The organism is Streptomyces sp. NPDC005195 (assembly GCF_040608315.1).
In the GTDB taxonomy this organism is placed as follows: Bacteria; Actinomycetota; Actinomycetes; order Streptomycetales; family Streptomycetaceae; genus Streptomyces; species Streptomyces kaempferi.
The window spans coordinates 290,307-304,700 of record NZ_JBEXHZ010000005.1; the positions used below are offsets into that span (position 1 = coordinate 290,307).

The 14,394-nt window shown below is 71.4% G+C and carries 12 protein-coding genes; 7 read left to right on the forward strand and 5 right to left on the reverse strand.

Going from position 1 to position 14,394, the window contains the following annotated elements; genetic code table 11:
* Positions 1–91 precede the first annotated feature (91 nt).
* From ABZV34_RS09110 to galE, 3 genes are all read left to right on the forward strand, one after another.
* Entirely contained in the window at positions 92–1,360 is a 1,269-nt protein-coding gene (locus ABZV34_RS09110; RefSeq protein WP_356272771.1) for a glycosyltransferase 87 family protein, read from the forward strand.
* 54 nt (positions 1,361–1,414) lie between these two features.
* The gene (locus tag ABZV34_RS09115; protein WP_356272773.1) at positions 1,415–3,010 is read left to right on the forward strand and encodes a glycosyltransferase family 2 protein; all 1,596 of its coding nucleotides are present in this window, start codon (positions 1,415–1,417) and stop codon (positions 3,008–3,010) included.
* 135 nt (positions 3,011–3,145) lie between these two features.
* Positions 3,146–4,135, forward strand: coding sequence for a UDP-glucose 4-epimerase GalE (gene galE, locus ABZV34_RS09120; RefSeq protein ID WP_356272775.1), 990 nt, complete (start codon positions 3,146–3,148; stop codon positions 4,133–4,135).
* Positions 4,136–4,278: 143 nt separating this feature from the next.
* Here the strand turns inward: galE and ABZV34_RS09125 are convergent, their stop codons facing one another.
* Positions 4,279–5,232, reverse strand: a complete 954-nt coding sequence (locus ABZV34_RS09125; protein WP_356272777.1) for an oxidoreductase — start codon at positions 5,230–5,232, stop codon at positions 4,279–4,281.
* Between the two features lie 99 nt (positions 5,233–5,331).
* On the opposite strand from ABZV34_RS09125, the gene ABZV34_RS09130 reads away from it, so the two are divergent.
* A complete protein-coding gene (locus ABZV34_RS09130; protein WP_356272779.1) occupies positions 5,332–5,946 on the forward strand; it encodes a TetR/AcrR family transcriptional regulator in 615 nt (204 codons plus the stop codon).
* 33 nt (positions 5,947–5,979) lie between these two features.
* A complete protein-coding gene (locus ABZV34_RS09135) occupies positions 5,980–6,915 on the forward strand; it encodes an ADP-ribosylglycohydrolase family protein (RefSeq protein WP_356272781.1) in 936 nt (311 codons plus the stop codon).
* 80 nt (positions 6,916–6,995) lie between these two features.
* Here ABZV34_RS09135 and ABZV34_RS09140 read toward each other — a convergent pair whose 3' ends face one another.
* On the reverse strand, positions 6,996–7,652 hold the full coding sequence (locus tag ABZV34_RS09140; protein ID WP_356272782.1) for a TetR/AcrR family transcriptional regulator: 657 nt from the start codon (positions 7,650–7,652) through the stop codon (positions 6,996–6,998).
* Between the two features lie 173 nt (positions 7,653–7,825).
* Between ABZV34_RS09140 and ABZV34_RS09145 the strand changes: the two genes are divergently transcribed.
* Both ABZV34_RS09145 and ABZV34_RS09150 read left to right on the forward strand, forming a co-directional pair.
* Positions 7,826–8,740 carry an ABC transporter permease gene (locus ABZV34_RS09145; RefSeq protein ID WP_356272784.1) on the forward strand — a complete coding sequence of 305 codons (915 nt, stop codon included), beginning with the start codon at positions 7,826–7,828 and terminating at the stop codon, positions 8,738–8,740.
* 4 nt (positions 8,741–8,744) lie between these two features.
* The gene (locus ABZV34_RS09150) at positions 8,745–9,557 is read left to right on the forward strand and encodes an ABC transporter ATP-binding protein (protein ID WP_356272847.1); all 813 of its coding nucleotides are present in this window, start codon (positions 8,745–8,747) and stop codon (positions 9,555–9,557) included.
* A 41-nt stretch (positions 9,558–9,598) separates the two neighbouring features.
* Here the strand turns inward: ABZV34_RS09150 and ABZV34_RS09155 are convergent, their stop codons facing one another.
* The 3 genes from ABZV34_RS09155 to ABZV34_RS09165 all read right to left on the reverse strand — a co-directional run bounded on the left by ABZV34_RS09155 (position 9,599) and on the right by ABZV34_RS09165 (position 14,280).
* Positions 9,599–10,750 (reverse strand): glycosyltransferase, encoded by a 1,152-nt coding sequence (locus ABZV34_RS09155; protein ID WP_356272786.1) that lies wholly within the window; start codon positions 10,748–10,750, stop codon positions 9,599–9,601.
* The gene (locus ABZV34_RS09160; protein WP_356272849.1) at positions 10,747–13,665 is read right to left on the reverse strand and encodes a CDP-glycerol glycerophosphotransferase family protein; all 2,919 of its coding nucleotides are present in this window, start codon (positions 13,663–13,665) and stop codon (positions 10,747–10,749) included. Before ABZV34_RS09160 ends, ABZV34_RS09155 begins: the two co-directional genes overlap by 4 nt.
* A gap of 63 nt (positions 13,666–13,728) precedes the next feature.
* Positions 13,729–14,280, reverse strand: a complete 552-nt coding sequence (locus ABZV34_RS09165) for a GtrA family protein (RefSeq protein WP_356272788.1) — start codon at positions 14,278–14,280, stop codon at positions 13,729–13,731.
* Positions 14,281–14,394: the final 114 nt, after the last annotated feature.

Below are 14,394 nucleotides of genomic sequence, written 5' to 3' on the forward strand. Positions count from 1 at the left end.
GACCAATTTAGTACTATTAGCCAACCTTTGAAGGATCATGACGGCGTATCGCCGCTCCTGAGGCATTCGGGAAGCTTACGATCCGGCATTGATGAGCGTTTACCTGAGCCCCCGCCACCGCCTGTTCTCCCTCGCCGCGGCCTGGGCCGTCACCCGCGCCCTGATGCTGTGGCTGCTCACGCACGACAACCTCGCCGTGCTCGGCGGCGGCGGCGTCTCGCGCGAGGTGAGCCATCTGTACGTCCGCTGGTACGGCGTCCTGTCGCACGGCGCCTTTCCCGCGGGCGACCGGCTGTGGCAGTACCCGCCGGGCGCGGGCGCGGTCCTGCTCTCGCCCGCGCTGCTGCCGGGCCTCACGTACGCGCGGGCCTTCGTCACCCTCACGCTCCTCGCCGACGCCGTGATCGCGGTGGCACTCGCGCGCGCGGGCTCCCGGGCGGGCCGCAGCCTGCGGGGCGCGACGCTGTGGACGCTGGGCCTGCCGCTGCTGCTGCACGTACCGCTCGCCCGTTACGACGTCCAGGTCACGGCGTTCGCGGTGATCTCCCTGCTGGCCCTGAAGCGCTCCCCGCGCGCGTGCGGCGCGTTCGCCGCGTGCGGCGCCCTGGTGAAGGTCTGGCCCGCGCTGGCCCTGCTGGGCACCCCGCGCGGCCGGACGACCCGGGAGGCCTGGACGTCGGCGGCTCTCGCGGCGGCCGTCCTGCTCGCCGTCCTGACGGCGGCCTTCAGCGACCCCTTCGACTTCCTGCACCAACAGGGCGGCCGGGGCGTGCAGATCGAGTCGCTCGGCGGCACGGTCCTCGGTTTCGCGCGCCACGCGGGCTGGCGGGGCAGCGTGCGCTACCAGTACGGCGCGATGGAGTTCGTGGGCCCGCACGTCCCCACCGTCGCGGCGGCCTCGCTCGCCCTCACGCTCCTCTGCTTCGGGCTCCTGCTGCTGTGGCGGGTGCGCGCGCGCCACTGGACGCTCGCCACCCCGTACGACGCGGCGCTCGCCGCCGTGCTGCTGTTCACGGTGACCAGCCGGGTGATCAGCCCCCAGTACATGGTGTGGCTGCTCGGCCTGTCCGCCGTCTGCCTGACCTCGCGGCACACCACCCAGCGCCCGGTGGCCGCGTTGATCGTGGCGGCCACCGCGGTCAGCTCCGTCGTCTACCCCGCCCTGTACGACGAGATCACCGGGAGCACCTGGACGGGCTGTCTGCTGATGCTCGTACGCAACGGACTGCTGGCGACGGCCGCCGCGCTGTCCTTCACCCGGCTGTGGCGTTCCGGCCTCCCCGCGACGAAACGGCCGCGGTCCGCCACGCCCGTCCGGGACCCGCAACCGGCTCCCGCCGTCTCCCCGACCGGACACTGAACACCCCTTAACGGAAAATAACTGACATCACCTACGATTTCGGCCAGTGAATCCATGAAGCCAGAAGCCGCGCAGGTCTGTGTCGTCGTCATCGGGTACAACGACGCCGCCCATGTGACGGACGCGGTGCGCTCGGCACTCGCGCAGGGCCCGGCCGTCCGGGAGGTGCTCGCGGTCGACGACCGGTCGACCGACGGGAGCGCCGACCTGCTCGACCGCCTCGCCGCCGGCGAGCCGCGCCTGCGGGTCGTCCGCCGCCGGGAGAACAGCGGCGGCTGCGGCAGCCCCCGCAACGACGGCATCGACGCGACGACCGCCCCGTACCTGATGTTCCTGGACAGCGACGACGTGCTGCCGCCGGGCGCGGTCGACGCGCTGCTCGGCGCGGCGCTGGAGCGGCGCGCCGAGGTCACGGCCGGCCTGTGCGTGCGCCGTGAGCTGCCCTCCGGGCGCGAGACCCCGTGGCAGCGCGCGCTCTACGCCGAACCGGCCGTGTTCCCCCACCCTTCCCGGCGGCCGCGCCTGGTCCACGACACCCTCTGCGTCAACAAGCTGTACCGCACCGACTTCCTGCGTGAGCACCGCGTCCGCTTCCCCGAAGGCCGCCACCCCTACGAGGACTTCGTGTTCACCGCGCGTGTGCTGGCCGCCGGGCCACGCATCGCGCTGATCCCCGACACCGTGTACGTCTGGCACGTACGGCGCACCGCCGAGCGGCTGTCGATCTCGCTCGACCGCGCCGACATCGACAACTGGCGGGCCAGGACCGAGGCCGGCCGCGCCGCCCACGCGATCCTTCTCGGCGCCGGCGAGAAACGCCTCGCGCGCGCCGCGCAGGCCAGGTTCCTCGATCACGAACTGCGCATGTACACCCGCGAGCTGGAGCTGCGCACCCCCGCGTACCGGCGTGCGTGGTGGGACCTCACGCGCGCCCATCTGGAGTCGTTCGACGCGGCCCGCCTCACCGCCGACCCGACCGCCCCCGGCCGTCTGATCGCCCGGGTCGTCCTGGCCGCCCCCGGCCCCCGCGACCTCCCCCGGCTCAAGGAACTCGCCGCCCGCCCCGCGCGGCTGCGCCCGCCGTACGCGCGCGCCGCCGACGGCACACCCGTCTGGGCGCACGACCTGCCGCAGGTGACACTGGACCACCTCCTGCTGCGGCCGGCGCACGTGCTGCCGGCCGCCGTCGACGCCGAACTGCGGCCACGCGCGCGTACGGCCCTGCTGCGACTGCGCCTGCACGACCTGTACGGGCGGATCGCGCAGGCCGGCCCGGCCGCGGCGGACGTCACGTTCGCGCACCGGGAGGAGGAGCGGACGGGCCCGAGTGTGAGGGTGGCCCTCGCGCCGGACCCGGACCGGGGCAGCTGGTCGGCCGAGACGCCGGTGGACCTGTCGGCACTGGGCCACGGCACCTGGGACCTGCGGCTGCGGCTCCACTTCCGCGACGGCACCCACCGGGACGTCAGCGCCCACGCGGTCGGCGGCCCAGGTCTGCTGCGCCGGCGCGTGGTCCCGGACACCCGGCACGGCGTGCTCCTGGTGCAGCCGTACCGCACCCACGCGGGGGCGCTGGCGCTGCGGCTGGCGCCCGGATGGAGAGGAATGACCGAAGTGGTACGCCGTCGCCTCGGCCGCCTGCTTCACTGAGAGGCGGCCGTGTCACCGGTCCACGCCGGTCCAGGGCCACCCCGCCGGTCCACGACCGGCGGCACCGGCAGCACCGGCAGCACCGGCATCGGCACCATCACCATCACCGGTCCACCGACGAGAGGACGACCGTCCATGACCTGGCTGATCACCGGCGGCGCCGGTTACATCGGGGCGCACGTCGTGCGCGCGATGCGGGATGCGGGCGAACAGGCAGTGGTCTACGACGACTTGTCCACCGGGATCGCGGAACGGGTGCCCGAGGGCGTACCGCTGGTGGTCGGATCGACCCTGGACGCGGGGCTGCTGGCCCGGACGCTCACGGAGCACGCCGTCACCGGCGTGGTCCATCTGGCGGCGAAGAAGCAGGTCGGCGAGTCCGTGGACCTGCCGCTGCACTACTACCGGGAGAACGTCGAGGGCTTGCGGGTCCTGCTGGAGGCCGTGACGGCGGCCTCCGTCCGCTCCTTCGTGTTCTCGTCCTCGGCCGCGGTGTACGGGATGCCGTCGGCCGCGGCCGGGGAACTGGTGACGGAGGAGACCCCGTGCGCGCCGATGAGCCCGTACGGCGAGACGAAACTGGCGGGCGAGTGGCTGGTCCGCGCGACGGGCCGGGCGACGGGTCTGTCCACCGCCTCCCTGCGCTACTTCAACGTGGCGGGCGCGGCCGCTCCCGAACTCGCCGACGTCGGGGTCTTCAACCTCGTCCCCATGGTCTTCGAGAAGCTCACACAGGACGCGCCGCCGCGTGTCTTCGGGGACGACTACCCGACGCCGGACGGGACGTGCGTCCGTGACTACATCCACGTGGTCGACCTCGCGGAGGCCCATGTGGCCGCGGCCCGCGCGCTGGACGCCTCTCCCGGCCGGGACCTGACCCTCAACATCGGGCGTGGCGAGGGTGTCTCGGTCCGCGAGATGATCGACCTGATCAACGCGGCCACCGGCTACGACCGCCCTCCGGTGACCGCGCCGCGCCGTCCGGGCGACCCGGCCCGGGTCGTCGCCTCGGCCGACCGCATCCGCGGGGAGCTGGGATGGAAGGCGAGGTACGACGTCCAGGACATGATCACTTCGGCCTGGGCGGGATGGCTGCGGCTGCACCCGGGGGCGGCACGCACCTGAGCCCTGTTCCCCGCCCCGCCCCTTCGCGGCCCGAGCCGGGCGGGGCGGGACGGGGCCGGGCAGGTCCGGAGGGACTGGAGGGACTGGAGGGCTTCCCCCTCGTGGAGATCCTCTTCGTCCTCGATCGGTTCCCGGACCCGGTCTCAGCCCTCCGCCATGACCGCCCGTGCGGCCTCGCCCAGCCGGGGAAAGGTGACGCCGGTCAGCTCCTCGGAGGCGCGCCACAGCCGGACGGCGGAGACCGGGTCGGCGGCCGCGGCCGAACGGCCGACGAGGGTCGGCGCGCCGCGCATCTCACCGAACCCGTCCGGTCCGACATAGGCGGCGCCCGGCAGGTCCTGCGTGGCCGCGTACAGCGTGGGCAGCGCGCCGGCCCTGTTGTCCTGGGCGATGAACCGGTTGCCCACCGCCATCAGGGCGCGACGCACCACGCTGGCGTCGTGGCCCTGGAGGCCGGTGGCGGCCCAGCCGGGGTGCGCGGCCAGTGCCCGTACGGGCGATCCCGCCGCCGCGAGCCGGCTCTGCAGCTCCAGGGTGAACAGCAGGTTGGCCAGCTTGGACTGGCCGTAGGCGGTGATGGGCGCGTACTCGCCCCTGAGGTTCAGGTTGTCGAAGTGCATGTGGGTGCTGCCGGGAATCCGGTGGGCCCCCGAGGACACGGTGACCACGCGGTCGGTGACGTGCGGCAGCAGCAGGTTCGTCAGGGCGAAGTGCCCCAGGTGGTTCGTCCCGAACTGCATCTCGAAGCCGTCCTTGGTACTGGCCTCGGGGATGTTCATGACGCCCGCGTTGTTGATCAACAGGTCGAGGTCGCCCCGCCAGGACGCGGCGAACTCACGGACGGAGGCGAGGTCCGCCAGGTCCAGCCGGCGCACCTCGACACTGCCGTGGACGGTGCGGGCGGCGGCCTCGCCACGCTGCGGGTCCCGTACGGCGAGGACGACATGGGCACCGGCCCGCGCGAGGGCGTCGACGGTGGCGATGCCGAGCCCGCTGTTGGCGCCGGTGACGACGGCGGTGCGGCCCGCCTGGTCACCGATGTCGCCCGCGCTCCACTTCTTCTTGCTCTGCTCGACAGCCGAGCCCTTGGTAGCCATGACCTCAATGTAGGCGTCGCCAACAATGATGTCAACGACAACAATGATGGCGACGCCAACAATGTAGCCGCCGGTCACATACCGGATAGACTGCCGCCCATGCAGACCCGCCCCCGCCCCTACCACCACGGAGACCTGCGCGCCGCACTGCTGGCCCGCGCCGAGGACACCCTCAGGGAGAAGGGGCCGGCCGCGCTCTCCCTGCGCGAACTCGCCCGCGACCTGGGCGTCAGCCACGCGGCACCGAGCCGCCACTTCAAGGACAAACAGGCCCTCCTGGACGCGCTGGCCCTGACCGGCTTCGAACGCCTGAGCGCCACCCTGGCCACCTCACAGGAGACCGCCGGCGACTCCTTCGCCGACCGGCTCGGCGCCCTGGCCCGCAGCTACGTCGGCTTCGCCACCGCCAACGCCGAACTCCTCGACCTCATGTTCTCCATCAAGCACGACCCCACGGCGTCCGAAGCCCTCGTCCAGGCCTCCCAGGGCATGTCCGTACTCGCCACCGACCTCATCGCCGAAGGCCGCCGCACCGGCGAGGTCCGCGACGCCCCCATCGACGCCATCGCCATCCCCATGTTCAGCACCCTCCACGGCTTCGCCAGCCTCGCCGTCAGCAGCACCCTGCCCCCGGGCACCCTCGACGCCAACCTGGACGACGTCATCGCCCACACCCTCCGCGGCTGCGCACCCGACCACCCCGCACCACACTGACCCACCCCCCACGACAGCCCGTACGCTGCCCCGATGACCGAACCCCGTGAACTCCGAGTGCTCGGCAGCGTCCTCGGCTCCGCCGTGGGCGACGCGCTGGGCGCACCCTTCGAGTTCGGCCCCGAGGGCGCGTTCTCGGCACGCTTCCCGCGGCCGGGGCACGGCGGGGAGATGTGCGGCGGCGGAAGGTGGGAGCCGGGCGAGGCGACCGACGACACCCAGATGGCCGTGCTGGTCGGGGAGTCGCTGCTGGACCGGGGCGGTCTCGAACTCCCCGACGTCTTCGGCAGGTTCCAGCGGTGGGCGGCCGCGGAGCCCAAGGACATCGGACTGCAGACCGAGGCCGTGCTGGGCAGCGGGGACCCCTGGGATCTCGCCGCCGCCCTGCACTTCCAGGTCAGCCAACGGGCGGCGGGCAACGGGGCGTTGATGCGGGCGGCCACCTCCGCCGTGTACTTCGCGCGGCAGGGGCGGGACGCCACGATGGAGGCGGCGCGCCGCATCGCCGCCCTCACCCACGGCGACCGCGCGGCCTGGGAAGGCACCGCGATCTTCCACGAGTTGGTCCGGGTCGCGCTGGACGGCGGCGATCCGTTCACCGCCGTACCCCCGACCCTGCGGGCCGTACACCCGGACCACCGGGCCCGCTACGCCACCGTTCTCGCCGACGACTGGCACCCCGACCTGGCGACGGAGTTCAACGGTGCGGTGTGGCCCTGTCTCGGCTCCGCCGTCTGGGCGCTGCGGAACACGGACTCCTACGAGGGTGCCGTACGCGCCGCCGTCGACCTCGGCGGTGACACGGACACCGTCGCCGCGGTCACGGGCGGTCTCGCGGGGGCCGTGTACGGGGCGGACGCCATCCCCGGACGGTGGATCGAGCCGCTGCACGTGCCGCTGCCGGGGTTCGGCGGGCGGGTGCTGCGGGCGGCGGAACTGGGCGGGCTCGCCCGGCGGCTCACGAGGTGACCCCGCTCCGGGGACCCCGCACCTCGGCGGCGGCGCCACCGGGGCCGCACCGCTCCGTACCGCGCCGCGGCCCGGCCCCGCTACAACGCCCGCAGCGCCGCCGCCGTCGACCGGGCCAGGCTCGCCAGGTACCCCTTCGGCAGCTTGGGGCCGCGGACCACGACCGAGCGCCAGTACAGCGGACCCGACATGAGGTCGAGCGCGAGTTCCAGGTCGATCCCCTCGTCCAGCTCGCCCCGCGCGGCCGCCGCCGCCACGATCCCGCTCGCCACTCCCTGCTGCCCCTCCCGCAGCGCCTCCTGCAAGGCCTGCGCGATGTCGGGGTTGCGCGCCGCCTCGGCCTGGAGGTCCGGGATGATCTGGCCGGCGACGGGGTGCCGCAGCGCCCGCGAGGTGACCTCGTACAGCAGCCGCAGGTCACCCTCCAGGGAACCCGTGTCGGGGGCGGGCAGCCCCTGTACCGCTATGGCCGAGAGCAGGTCGAGGACCAGGTGCAGTTTCGAACGCCAGCGCCGGTACACCGCGGTCTTGCCGACGCCCGCGCGCCGCGCGATGCCCTCGATGGACATCCGGGCGAAACCGACGGCCGCGAGTTCCTCGAAGACGGCGGCCCGGATCGCCTCGGTCACGTCCTCCCGCAGCACGGCCGCACCGGCGGGAGCCCTACGACGCGGGGCCTTCCCGGCAGCACTCTCCGCACCCGCGGCGGCACTCGTGGTGTCGGGGTTCGTCGTCATGCCGACCAGCATAGGCCGTAGCGACGAAACGGTTGCGTTCCGACGCTCCGAAGCTCTACGCTCCCGTTGCGACGATACGGTCCCGTTCCGACGTAAGCCACTTGCAAAGACACAGTGGGAAAAACGTCAAGGACGGGACCGCGCATCCCACCCCCTGAGCGAAAGCAGCGGATGTGAGCCAGGTCCTCCACACACCGCCCCCGACGTCGGTCCCCCCGGCCGACGATCCCGCGGCACTCGCCGCCCGGTACGGCCTCAGCGTCAGCGGCGCGCGTCCGACCCTGCGCGAGTACGTCCATCAGCTGTGGGCGCGGCGCCACTTCATCACCGCCTTCGCCACCGCCAAGCTCACCGCCCAGTACAGCCAGGCGAAGCTCGGCCAGGTCTGGCAGGTGATGAACCCGCTCCTGAACGCGGCGGTCTACTACTTCATCTTCGGTGTGCTGCTCGGCTCCAAGAAGGGTGTGCCGGACTACATCCCGTTCCTGGTCACCGGCGTCTTCATCTGGACCTTCACCCAGAGCTCGATCATGGCGGGGACCCGGGCCATCTCCGGGAACCTCGGCCTGGTGCGCGCCCTGCACTTCCCGCGGGCCGCGCTGCCGGTCTCCTTCGCGCTCCAGCAGCTCCAGCAGCTGCTGTTCTCGATGGTCGCGCTGATCGTCATCCTGATCTGCTTCGGCGTTCCGGTGAGCATGTCGTGGCTGCTCGCCGTCCCCGTCCTGGTGCTGCAGTTCACCTTCAACGCGGGCGTCGCGATGGTGATGGCACGGATGGGCGCCAAGACCCCGGACATCGCGCAGCTCATGCCGTTCATCCTGCGTACCTGGATGTACGTCTCCGGCGTCATGTGGAGCCTCGACAAGGTGCTCGGCAAGGACGATCTGCCCCGCTGGGTGATGGTCGCGCTGGAGAGCAACCCGGCCGCCGTCTACATCGACCTGATGCGCTACGCCCTGATCGACAGCTTCAAGGCCCACCAACTGCCGCCGCACGTGTGGGCGGTGGCGATCGGCTGGGCCGTGGTCGCCGGGGTCGGCGGCTTCATCTACTTCTGGAAGGCCGAGGAGACGTACGGACGTGGCTGACACCCTGACCAAGGAATCCGGCCTCCCGCGCGACGCCGGCCCCGCGGACGCTCTCATCCCCACCGTCGTCGCCGACGGGGTCGACATCGTCTACCGGGTCAACGGCACCGGCGCCGGACGCGGCTCCGCCACCGCGGCGCTCAACCGCATCGTGCGCCGCAAGCGGACCGAGCAGGCCTCGGGCGTGCGCAAGGTGCACGCCGTCAAGAACGTCTCCTTCACCGCCTACCGCGGTGAGGCCATCGGCCTGATCGGCACCAACGGCTCGGGCAAGTCGACCCTGCTGAAGGCGGTCGCCGGCCTCCTGCCGGTGGAGAACGGCAGGATCTACACCGACGGCCAGCCCTCCCTGCTCGGCGTGAACGCGGCGCTGATGAGCGACCTGACGGGCGAGCGGAACGTCTACCTCGGCGGGCTCGCGATGGGCATGTCCCGCGAGCAGGTCAAGGAGCGCTACCAGGAGATCGTCGACTTCTCGGGCATCAACGAGAAGGGCGACTTCATCACGCTGCCGATGCGGACGTACTCCTCCGGCATGGCGGCGCGGCTGCGCTTCTCGATCGCGGCGGCCAAGGACCACGACGTGCTGATGATCGACGAGGCCCTGGCCACCGGCGACCGCTCCTTCCAGAAGCGCTCCGAGCAGCGGATCCGCGAGCTGCGCAAGAGCGCGGGCTCCGTCTTCCTGGTCAGTCACAACAACAACTCGATCCGCGACACCTGCGACCGTGTTCTCTGGTTGGAACGCGGCGAGCTGCGGATGGACGGGCCGACCGAAGAGGTCCTCAAGGAGTACGAGAAGTTCACGGGGAAGTAGCGGGACACGGCGCTGAGGACCGGGCCCGCAAGGCCCGGTCCTCAGCGCTCCAGGAACACGAACAGTTCCTCCCACCTGCGCACGATCTCGTCCGTCGAGTAGCGCTGGATGTTGACGCGGGCCGCCTCGCCCAGGCGGTCGCGCAGCCGCTTGTCGGACATCAGCGTGTCGAGGCGGCGGGCGAGTTCCCCGGTGTTCCCGCGGGTGGCGAGGAGACCGTCCTCGCCGTCGCGGATGATCTCGTGGACGCCGGGCGCGCAGTCGAAGGCGGCGCACGGGAGGGCCGCCGCCATGGCCTCCATGACGGCGAGCGGGAAGCCCTCGCCGCGCGAGGACAGTACGAAGACGGAGCCGCCCCGCAGCGCGCCCGGCACGTCCGTGGTCGCGCCCATCCACTCCACCGAGCCGTCGAGGCCCAGGGCCGTGCACTGCTTCCTGAGGATCTCCTCGTCCTCCCCCGATCCGTAGATGCGCAGGCGCCAGTCGGGGTGGCGCGGCGCGACCTCGGCCCAGGTGTCGAGGAGCATGTCGATGCCCTTCTGGTCGGTCAGCCGGCCGACGCTGACGACCACCTTCGCGGTGCGGGGTGAGGGCACCTCGGGCATGAACGGGATCGGGTTCGGCATGAAGGACGCGTTGTCGAGGCCCTGCCGGATCCACAGGTCGGCGTCCTCACGGGTGAGCGTCAGCATCCGGTCCACGTCCCGGTAGTGCCGCCGCACCCGCCCGAAGCGCGAGGTGACCCGCGAGTACGCGAAGGACTCGTGGCTCATGCCGATGACGGTCCGGCCGTCGGTGTCGGCCAGTTTCACCCACTCCATCGCCCACACCTGTGTGACGATCACCACCGCCCCGGGGCGCGCGGCCCGGAACAGTACGCTCAGCTTGGCGGCCTGCTCGCGCATCCCCGCCGCCCGTTCGGCACGCAGCCTGCGCCCGGCCACGTCGAACCGTCCCCTGATGCCGCGCGCGGGGCCGACCCGCGGCGGGTGGACGTCGTACAACGTGAAGGTGGGGTACGGGAGTTCGCCGAGCTCCTGGGGAACCTCGGGGTCGGTGATGCCGATGACCTTCACACGGTGGCCGCGCTCGGTGAACAGGCGGGCCATCTGGTGCGACCAACTGGTCACCCCGCCCAGCTCGTCGACACTGTTGGAGACGAAGAAGACGTCCCGTCGGGGGTCCGCGGTCATGTGCGCCTCCAGTGGGCGAAGAACTGGTCGACGACGCTCTCCGCGGCGTTCCCCCGGTCGAACTCGCTGAAGTCGGCGACGAACCGCTCGCGCGGGGCCGCGTACTTCACCCTCTGGTCCTCCAGCGACCCGAGGACGGCGTAGAGCTCGTCCTCGGTGCGGACGACCGGCCCGGGGGCCCGTTCGAGCAGGTCGAAGTAGGTACCGCGGTCCTCGTGCACGTACTCCTCGTAGTCGTACGCGAAGAAGAACATCGGGCGGTCGAGGAGGGAGTAGTCGAACATCACGGACGAGTAGTCGGTGATCAGGCCGTCGGCGAGGGCCAGCAGCGGGGTCACGTCATGACGGTCCGTGACGTCGATGACACGGCCGCGCACGGACGGCGGGAGCACGACGTGGTTGAGGTAGTGCGAGCGGACGAGCAGGACGTACCGGTCGCCGAAGGCGTCGGCGAAGCGCTCCACGTCGAAGGGCAGCTCGAACCGCTTCCGCTTGCCCCCGCGCCGGCGGAAGGTGGGCGCGTACAGCAGCGCCTCCTTGTCGGACGGAATGCCCAGCTCGGCCGCCAGGAGAACCGGTTCCCGCCGGCCTCCGGACTCCTCCGCGCGCTTCCTGACGCGTACCAGCGCGTCGTTGCGCGGATATCCCACCCGCAACAGGGTCCGCTCCTGGAGCCTGAACGCCCGCGCGAGGGTGCGTACGTCGTGTTCGGAACGGATCAGGAACCGGTCGAAGCGGTCGAGGGTGCGCTGCTGTGCGGCCTGTGAGGCGCGGGACCTGACCTTCCACCCCGGCTCGTCGAAGCCCATGCGCTTGAGCGCGGAACCGTGCCAGGTCTGCAGATACGTGGTCCCCGGCCGTTTGGTGAGCTTCAGCGGGTAGCTCTGGTTGTCGACCCAGAACTCGGCCTGGGCGAGTGCCCTGAGGTACGGAAGCGACCAGCGGCGCACCAGTGCGGCGTCGGCCGGGAAGCCTTCGGGGCTGCCCGCGTACGCCCACACGGCCTCGAACTCCAGCCCTTGCCGGCGCATCTCCTCGTAGATGGCCTTGGGGCTGTCGCTGTACTGCCTCCCCAGATGGCTCTCGAAGACGACGAGGCCCTTCCGGTGCGGGAGACGGCTGAACACCGCGTGGTAGAGGCGGAGTTTGGAGCGTCCCGAGGCGAGATCCCTGCGCCGTGCCCTGGCCTTGCGGTAGCCGGACCTGGCGCGCCGTGCGACCTTTCCGCGCATCCCCCGCCGGACCAGCTCCTCGGCTTTCTTTCCCGGGACGAGCCGGAAGGAGAGGTGGCCGCGCGCGGAGACCTCCGGCTCCATGCGGTCGGCGACCAGCCGGGTGAGGCGGGGCCGGACCGGCAGTCCGCCGGCCGGCGGTCCGGCTCCGGCGGCGGTGAGCCGGGTCGTGGTCCGGGCGCCGTCCACGTCGAGATGGAGGCGTACGTCCCACACGGTGTCCACGACGCCGATGGGCCGCAGCCCCTTGGCGAGACCGGCCGAGGCCTCCCAGGCGATGGCCTCGCCCTCGTGCCGCACCGCGGCCACGGGGAAACGGAAGGTCCGCAGGCGCACACCCTTGCGGCGGGCGTAGAACTCCAGCTCGGCGGAGAGCCGGGCGCCGGGCGGGATCACACCGAGCGGGTTGGTGACACGGCCGGCCAGCCGCACGGTGCCGGCGTGCTCCTCGTACCGGGTCAGCACGTTGCGCAGGAACATCTTCTCCACGGGCTTGGTGTGGTAGCCCAGGTCGGTGACGTCCAGGACGCGCCGGCCGAAGGCGTCGTCCTCGATGTGCTGGGCGCACCAGTAGACGCGTCCGGCCCGCTCGACGAGCGGCGAGGAGATCTTGTCGCGGTTGGTGAGCGTGTCCACGGCGGGCAGCAGGTTGTCCCAGTCGCTCTCGTGGAGGAGGTAGGCGCAGATCGCCTGGATGGGCTCGGTCTCGTCGAAGGCGGCCCGGTCGATCGACTCCAGGTACGCGCGGGCGATCGCGGCGAACTCCCGCCGGTAGGCCGCGTCCCGGAACGGCAGCTCACGCAGGTGCAGGACCAGATCGTGCTTGAGCCACTTGACGTCCTTGGCGAACTTCAGTTCCAGCAGGCCGTGTTGCGCGAGCAGCCGGTCCACGCGGCGGTGGATCTCCATGCGGTGGTCGAAGTTGGCGATCTCGTCACGCCGGTTGCTGATGGACCTCGCCGCCGTCATCGCCGGCCGGTCCACGATCCGCCAGTCGTAGACCCGGTTGGGGATGAGGGTGATCCGGCGCGCGGCCACGTACGCCTGGGCGGAGAAGAGCAGGTCCTCGTAGTGGATGCCGACCGGGAACTCCAGGCCCTCGTCGAGCAGGAACCGTCTGCGGTAGCACTTGTTGGTCGACAGGGTGTCGAAGACCAGCAGGTCGGGCAGTTCGGAGACGGACTCCAGGGTGCGGGTGCGCTCGTACAGCCAGGGATACCACTTGACCTCCTTGCGCGTGCGCGAGTCGACGTGCACCCGTACGCACAGCCCGGAGACGAGGTCGGCGCCGGTGTTCTCGGCGGCCTCCAGCATGTTGCGGCAGGCGTTGCGCTCCAGGACGTCGTCACTGTCGAGGAAGAGGACGTAGTCGCCGCGGGCCTGCTGGATGCCGTGGTTGCGCGGGGCTCCGCAGCCGCCGCTGTTCTCGGGCAGCCGGAAAACGCGGACCCGGTCCGGGTGCGCGGCGGCGAGCCGCTGCGCCGCCGGGTACGAGCCATCGGTGCTCCGGTCGTCCACGATGACGACCTCGACGCTCCGCAGCGTCTGGTCGAGGACGGAGCGCACGGCCGTGGGCAGCCTGTTCTCGTCGTTGTAGACGATCACGACCACGGACACGGCGGGTACGGCTCCGGTTCCGGGGGGCCCGGTCCCGGATGCGTCGGGCGCGCAGCGCTGATCCAGTTTCACCCTGTCAAGGGTAGACATTTCCTATGAAACTACACAGATGGCTGCTCCATTGGCGTGTCACCCGGGCAGCCGCGGGTCCTGGGCAAGCTCTTGGTGGTCGCGCGTGGTCCGCTCGAACACCCACGTCCGGTACACCAGGAAGCGGAAGGCCGAGGCCAGCACGATCGACAGCGCCTTGGCCAGGTTGGAGCCGAGCGGACCGCTCATGCCCAGCCCGTGGCAGGCGACGTAGAACAGCGCGCTCTCCATGACGACGCCGATGCCGCTGAAGGCGAAGAAGAGGAAGATCTGCCGCCGGGTGCGCGAGGCCCGGTCACGGTAGGCGAAGAAACGGAAGCCGAGGTAGTTGGTGCCCATGGCGACACAGCTGGCGACGACCGTGGCCGCCATCGGGGCCCACTTCAGGCCGTGCAGAAGGAGATTGAAGACCAGGAAGTTGACCGCGACACCGCTGCCGCCGACGGCCGCGAACTTGACCACTTCGAGAGCGACGCGACGGGTCCACGCGAGGGGTCCGGGAGGGCCGGCGGGCGAGAGCCGGCCGGGCGAGGGCTGGGCGGGCGAGGGGGTTTGGCGCCCGCTACGGGCCCACCCCTCCAAGAGATTCACGGTCATAATTGTCCCTTTTATCAGCAATAGGTAAAATCCCAGTCCGGTTTTTCCGTGAGGTCCTTGAGAGATCGGCAAGAAAGATGGGGGCGCCCCCGGCCTTGTCGGCCGGGG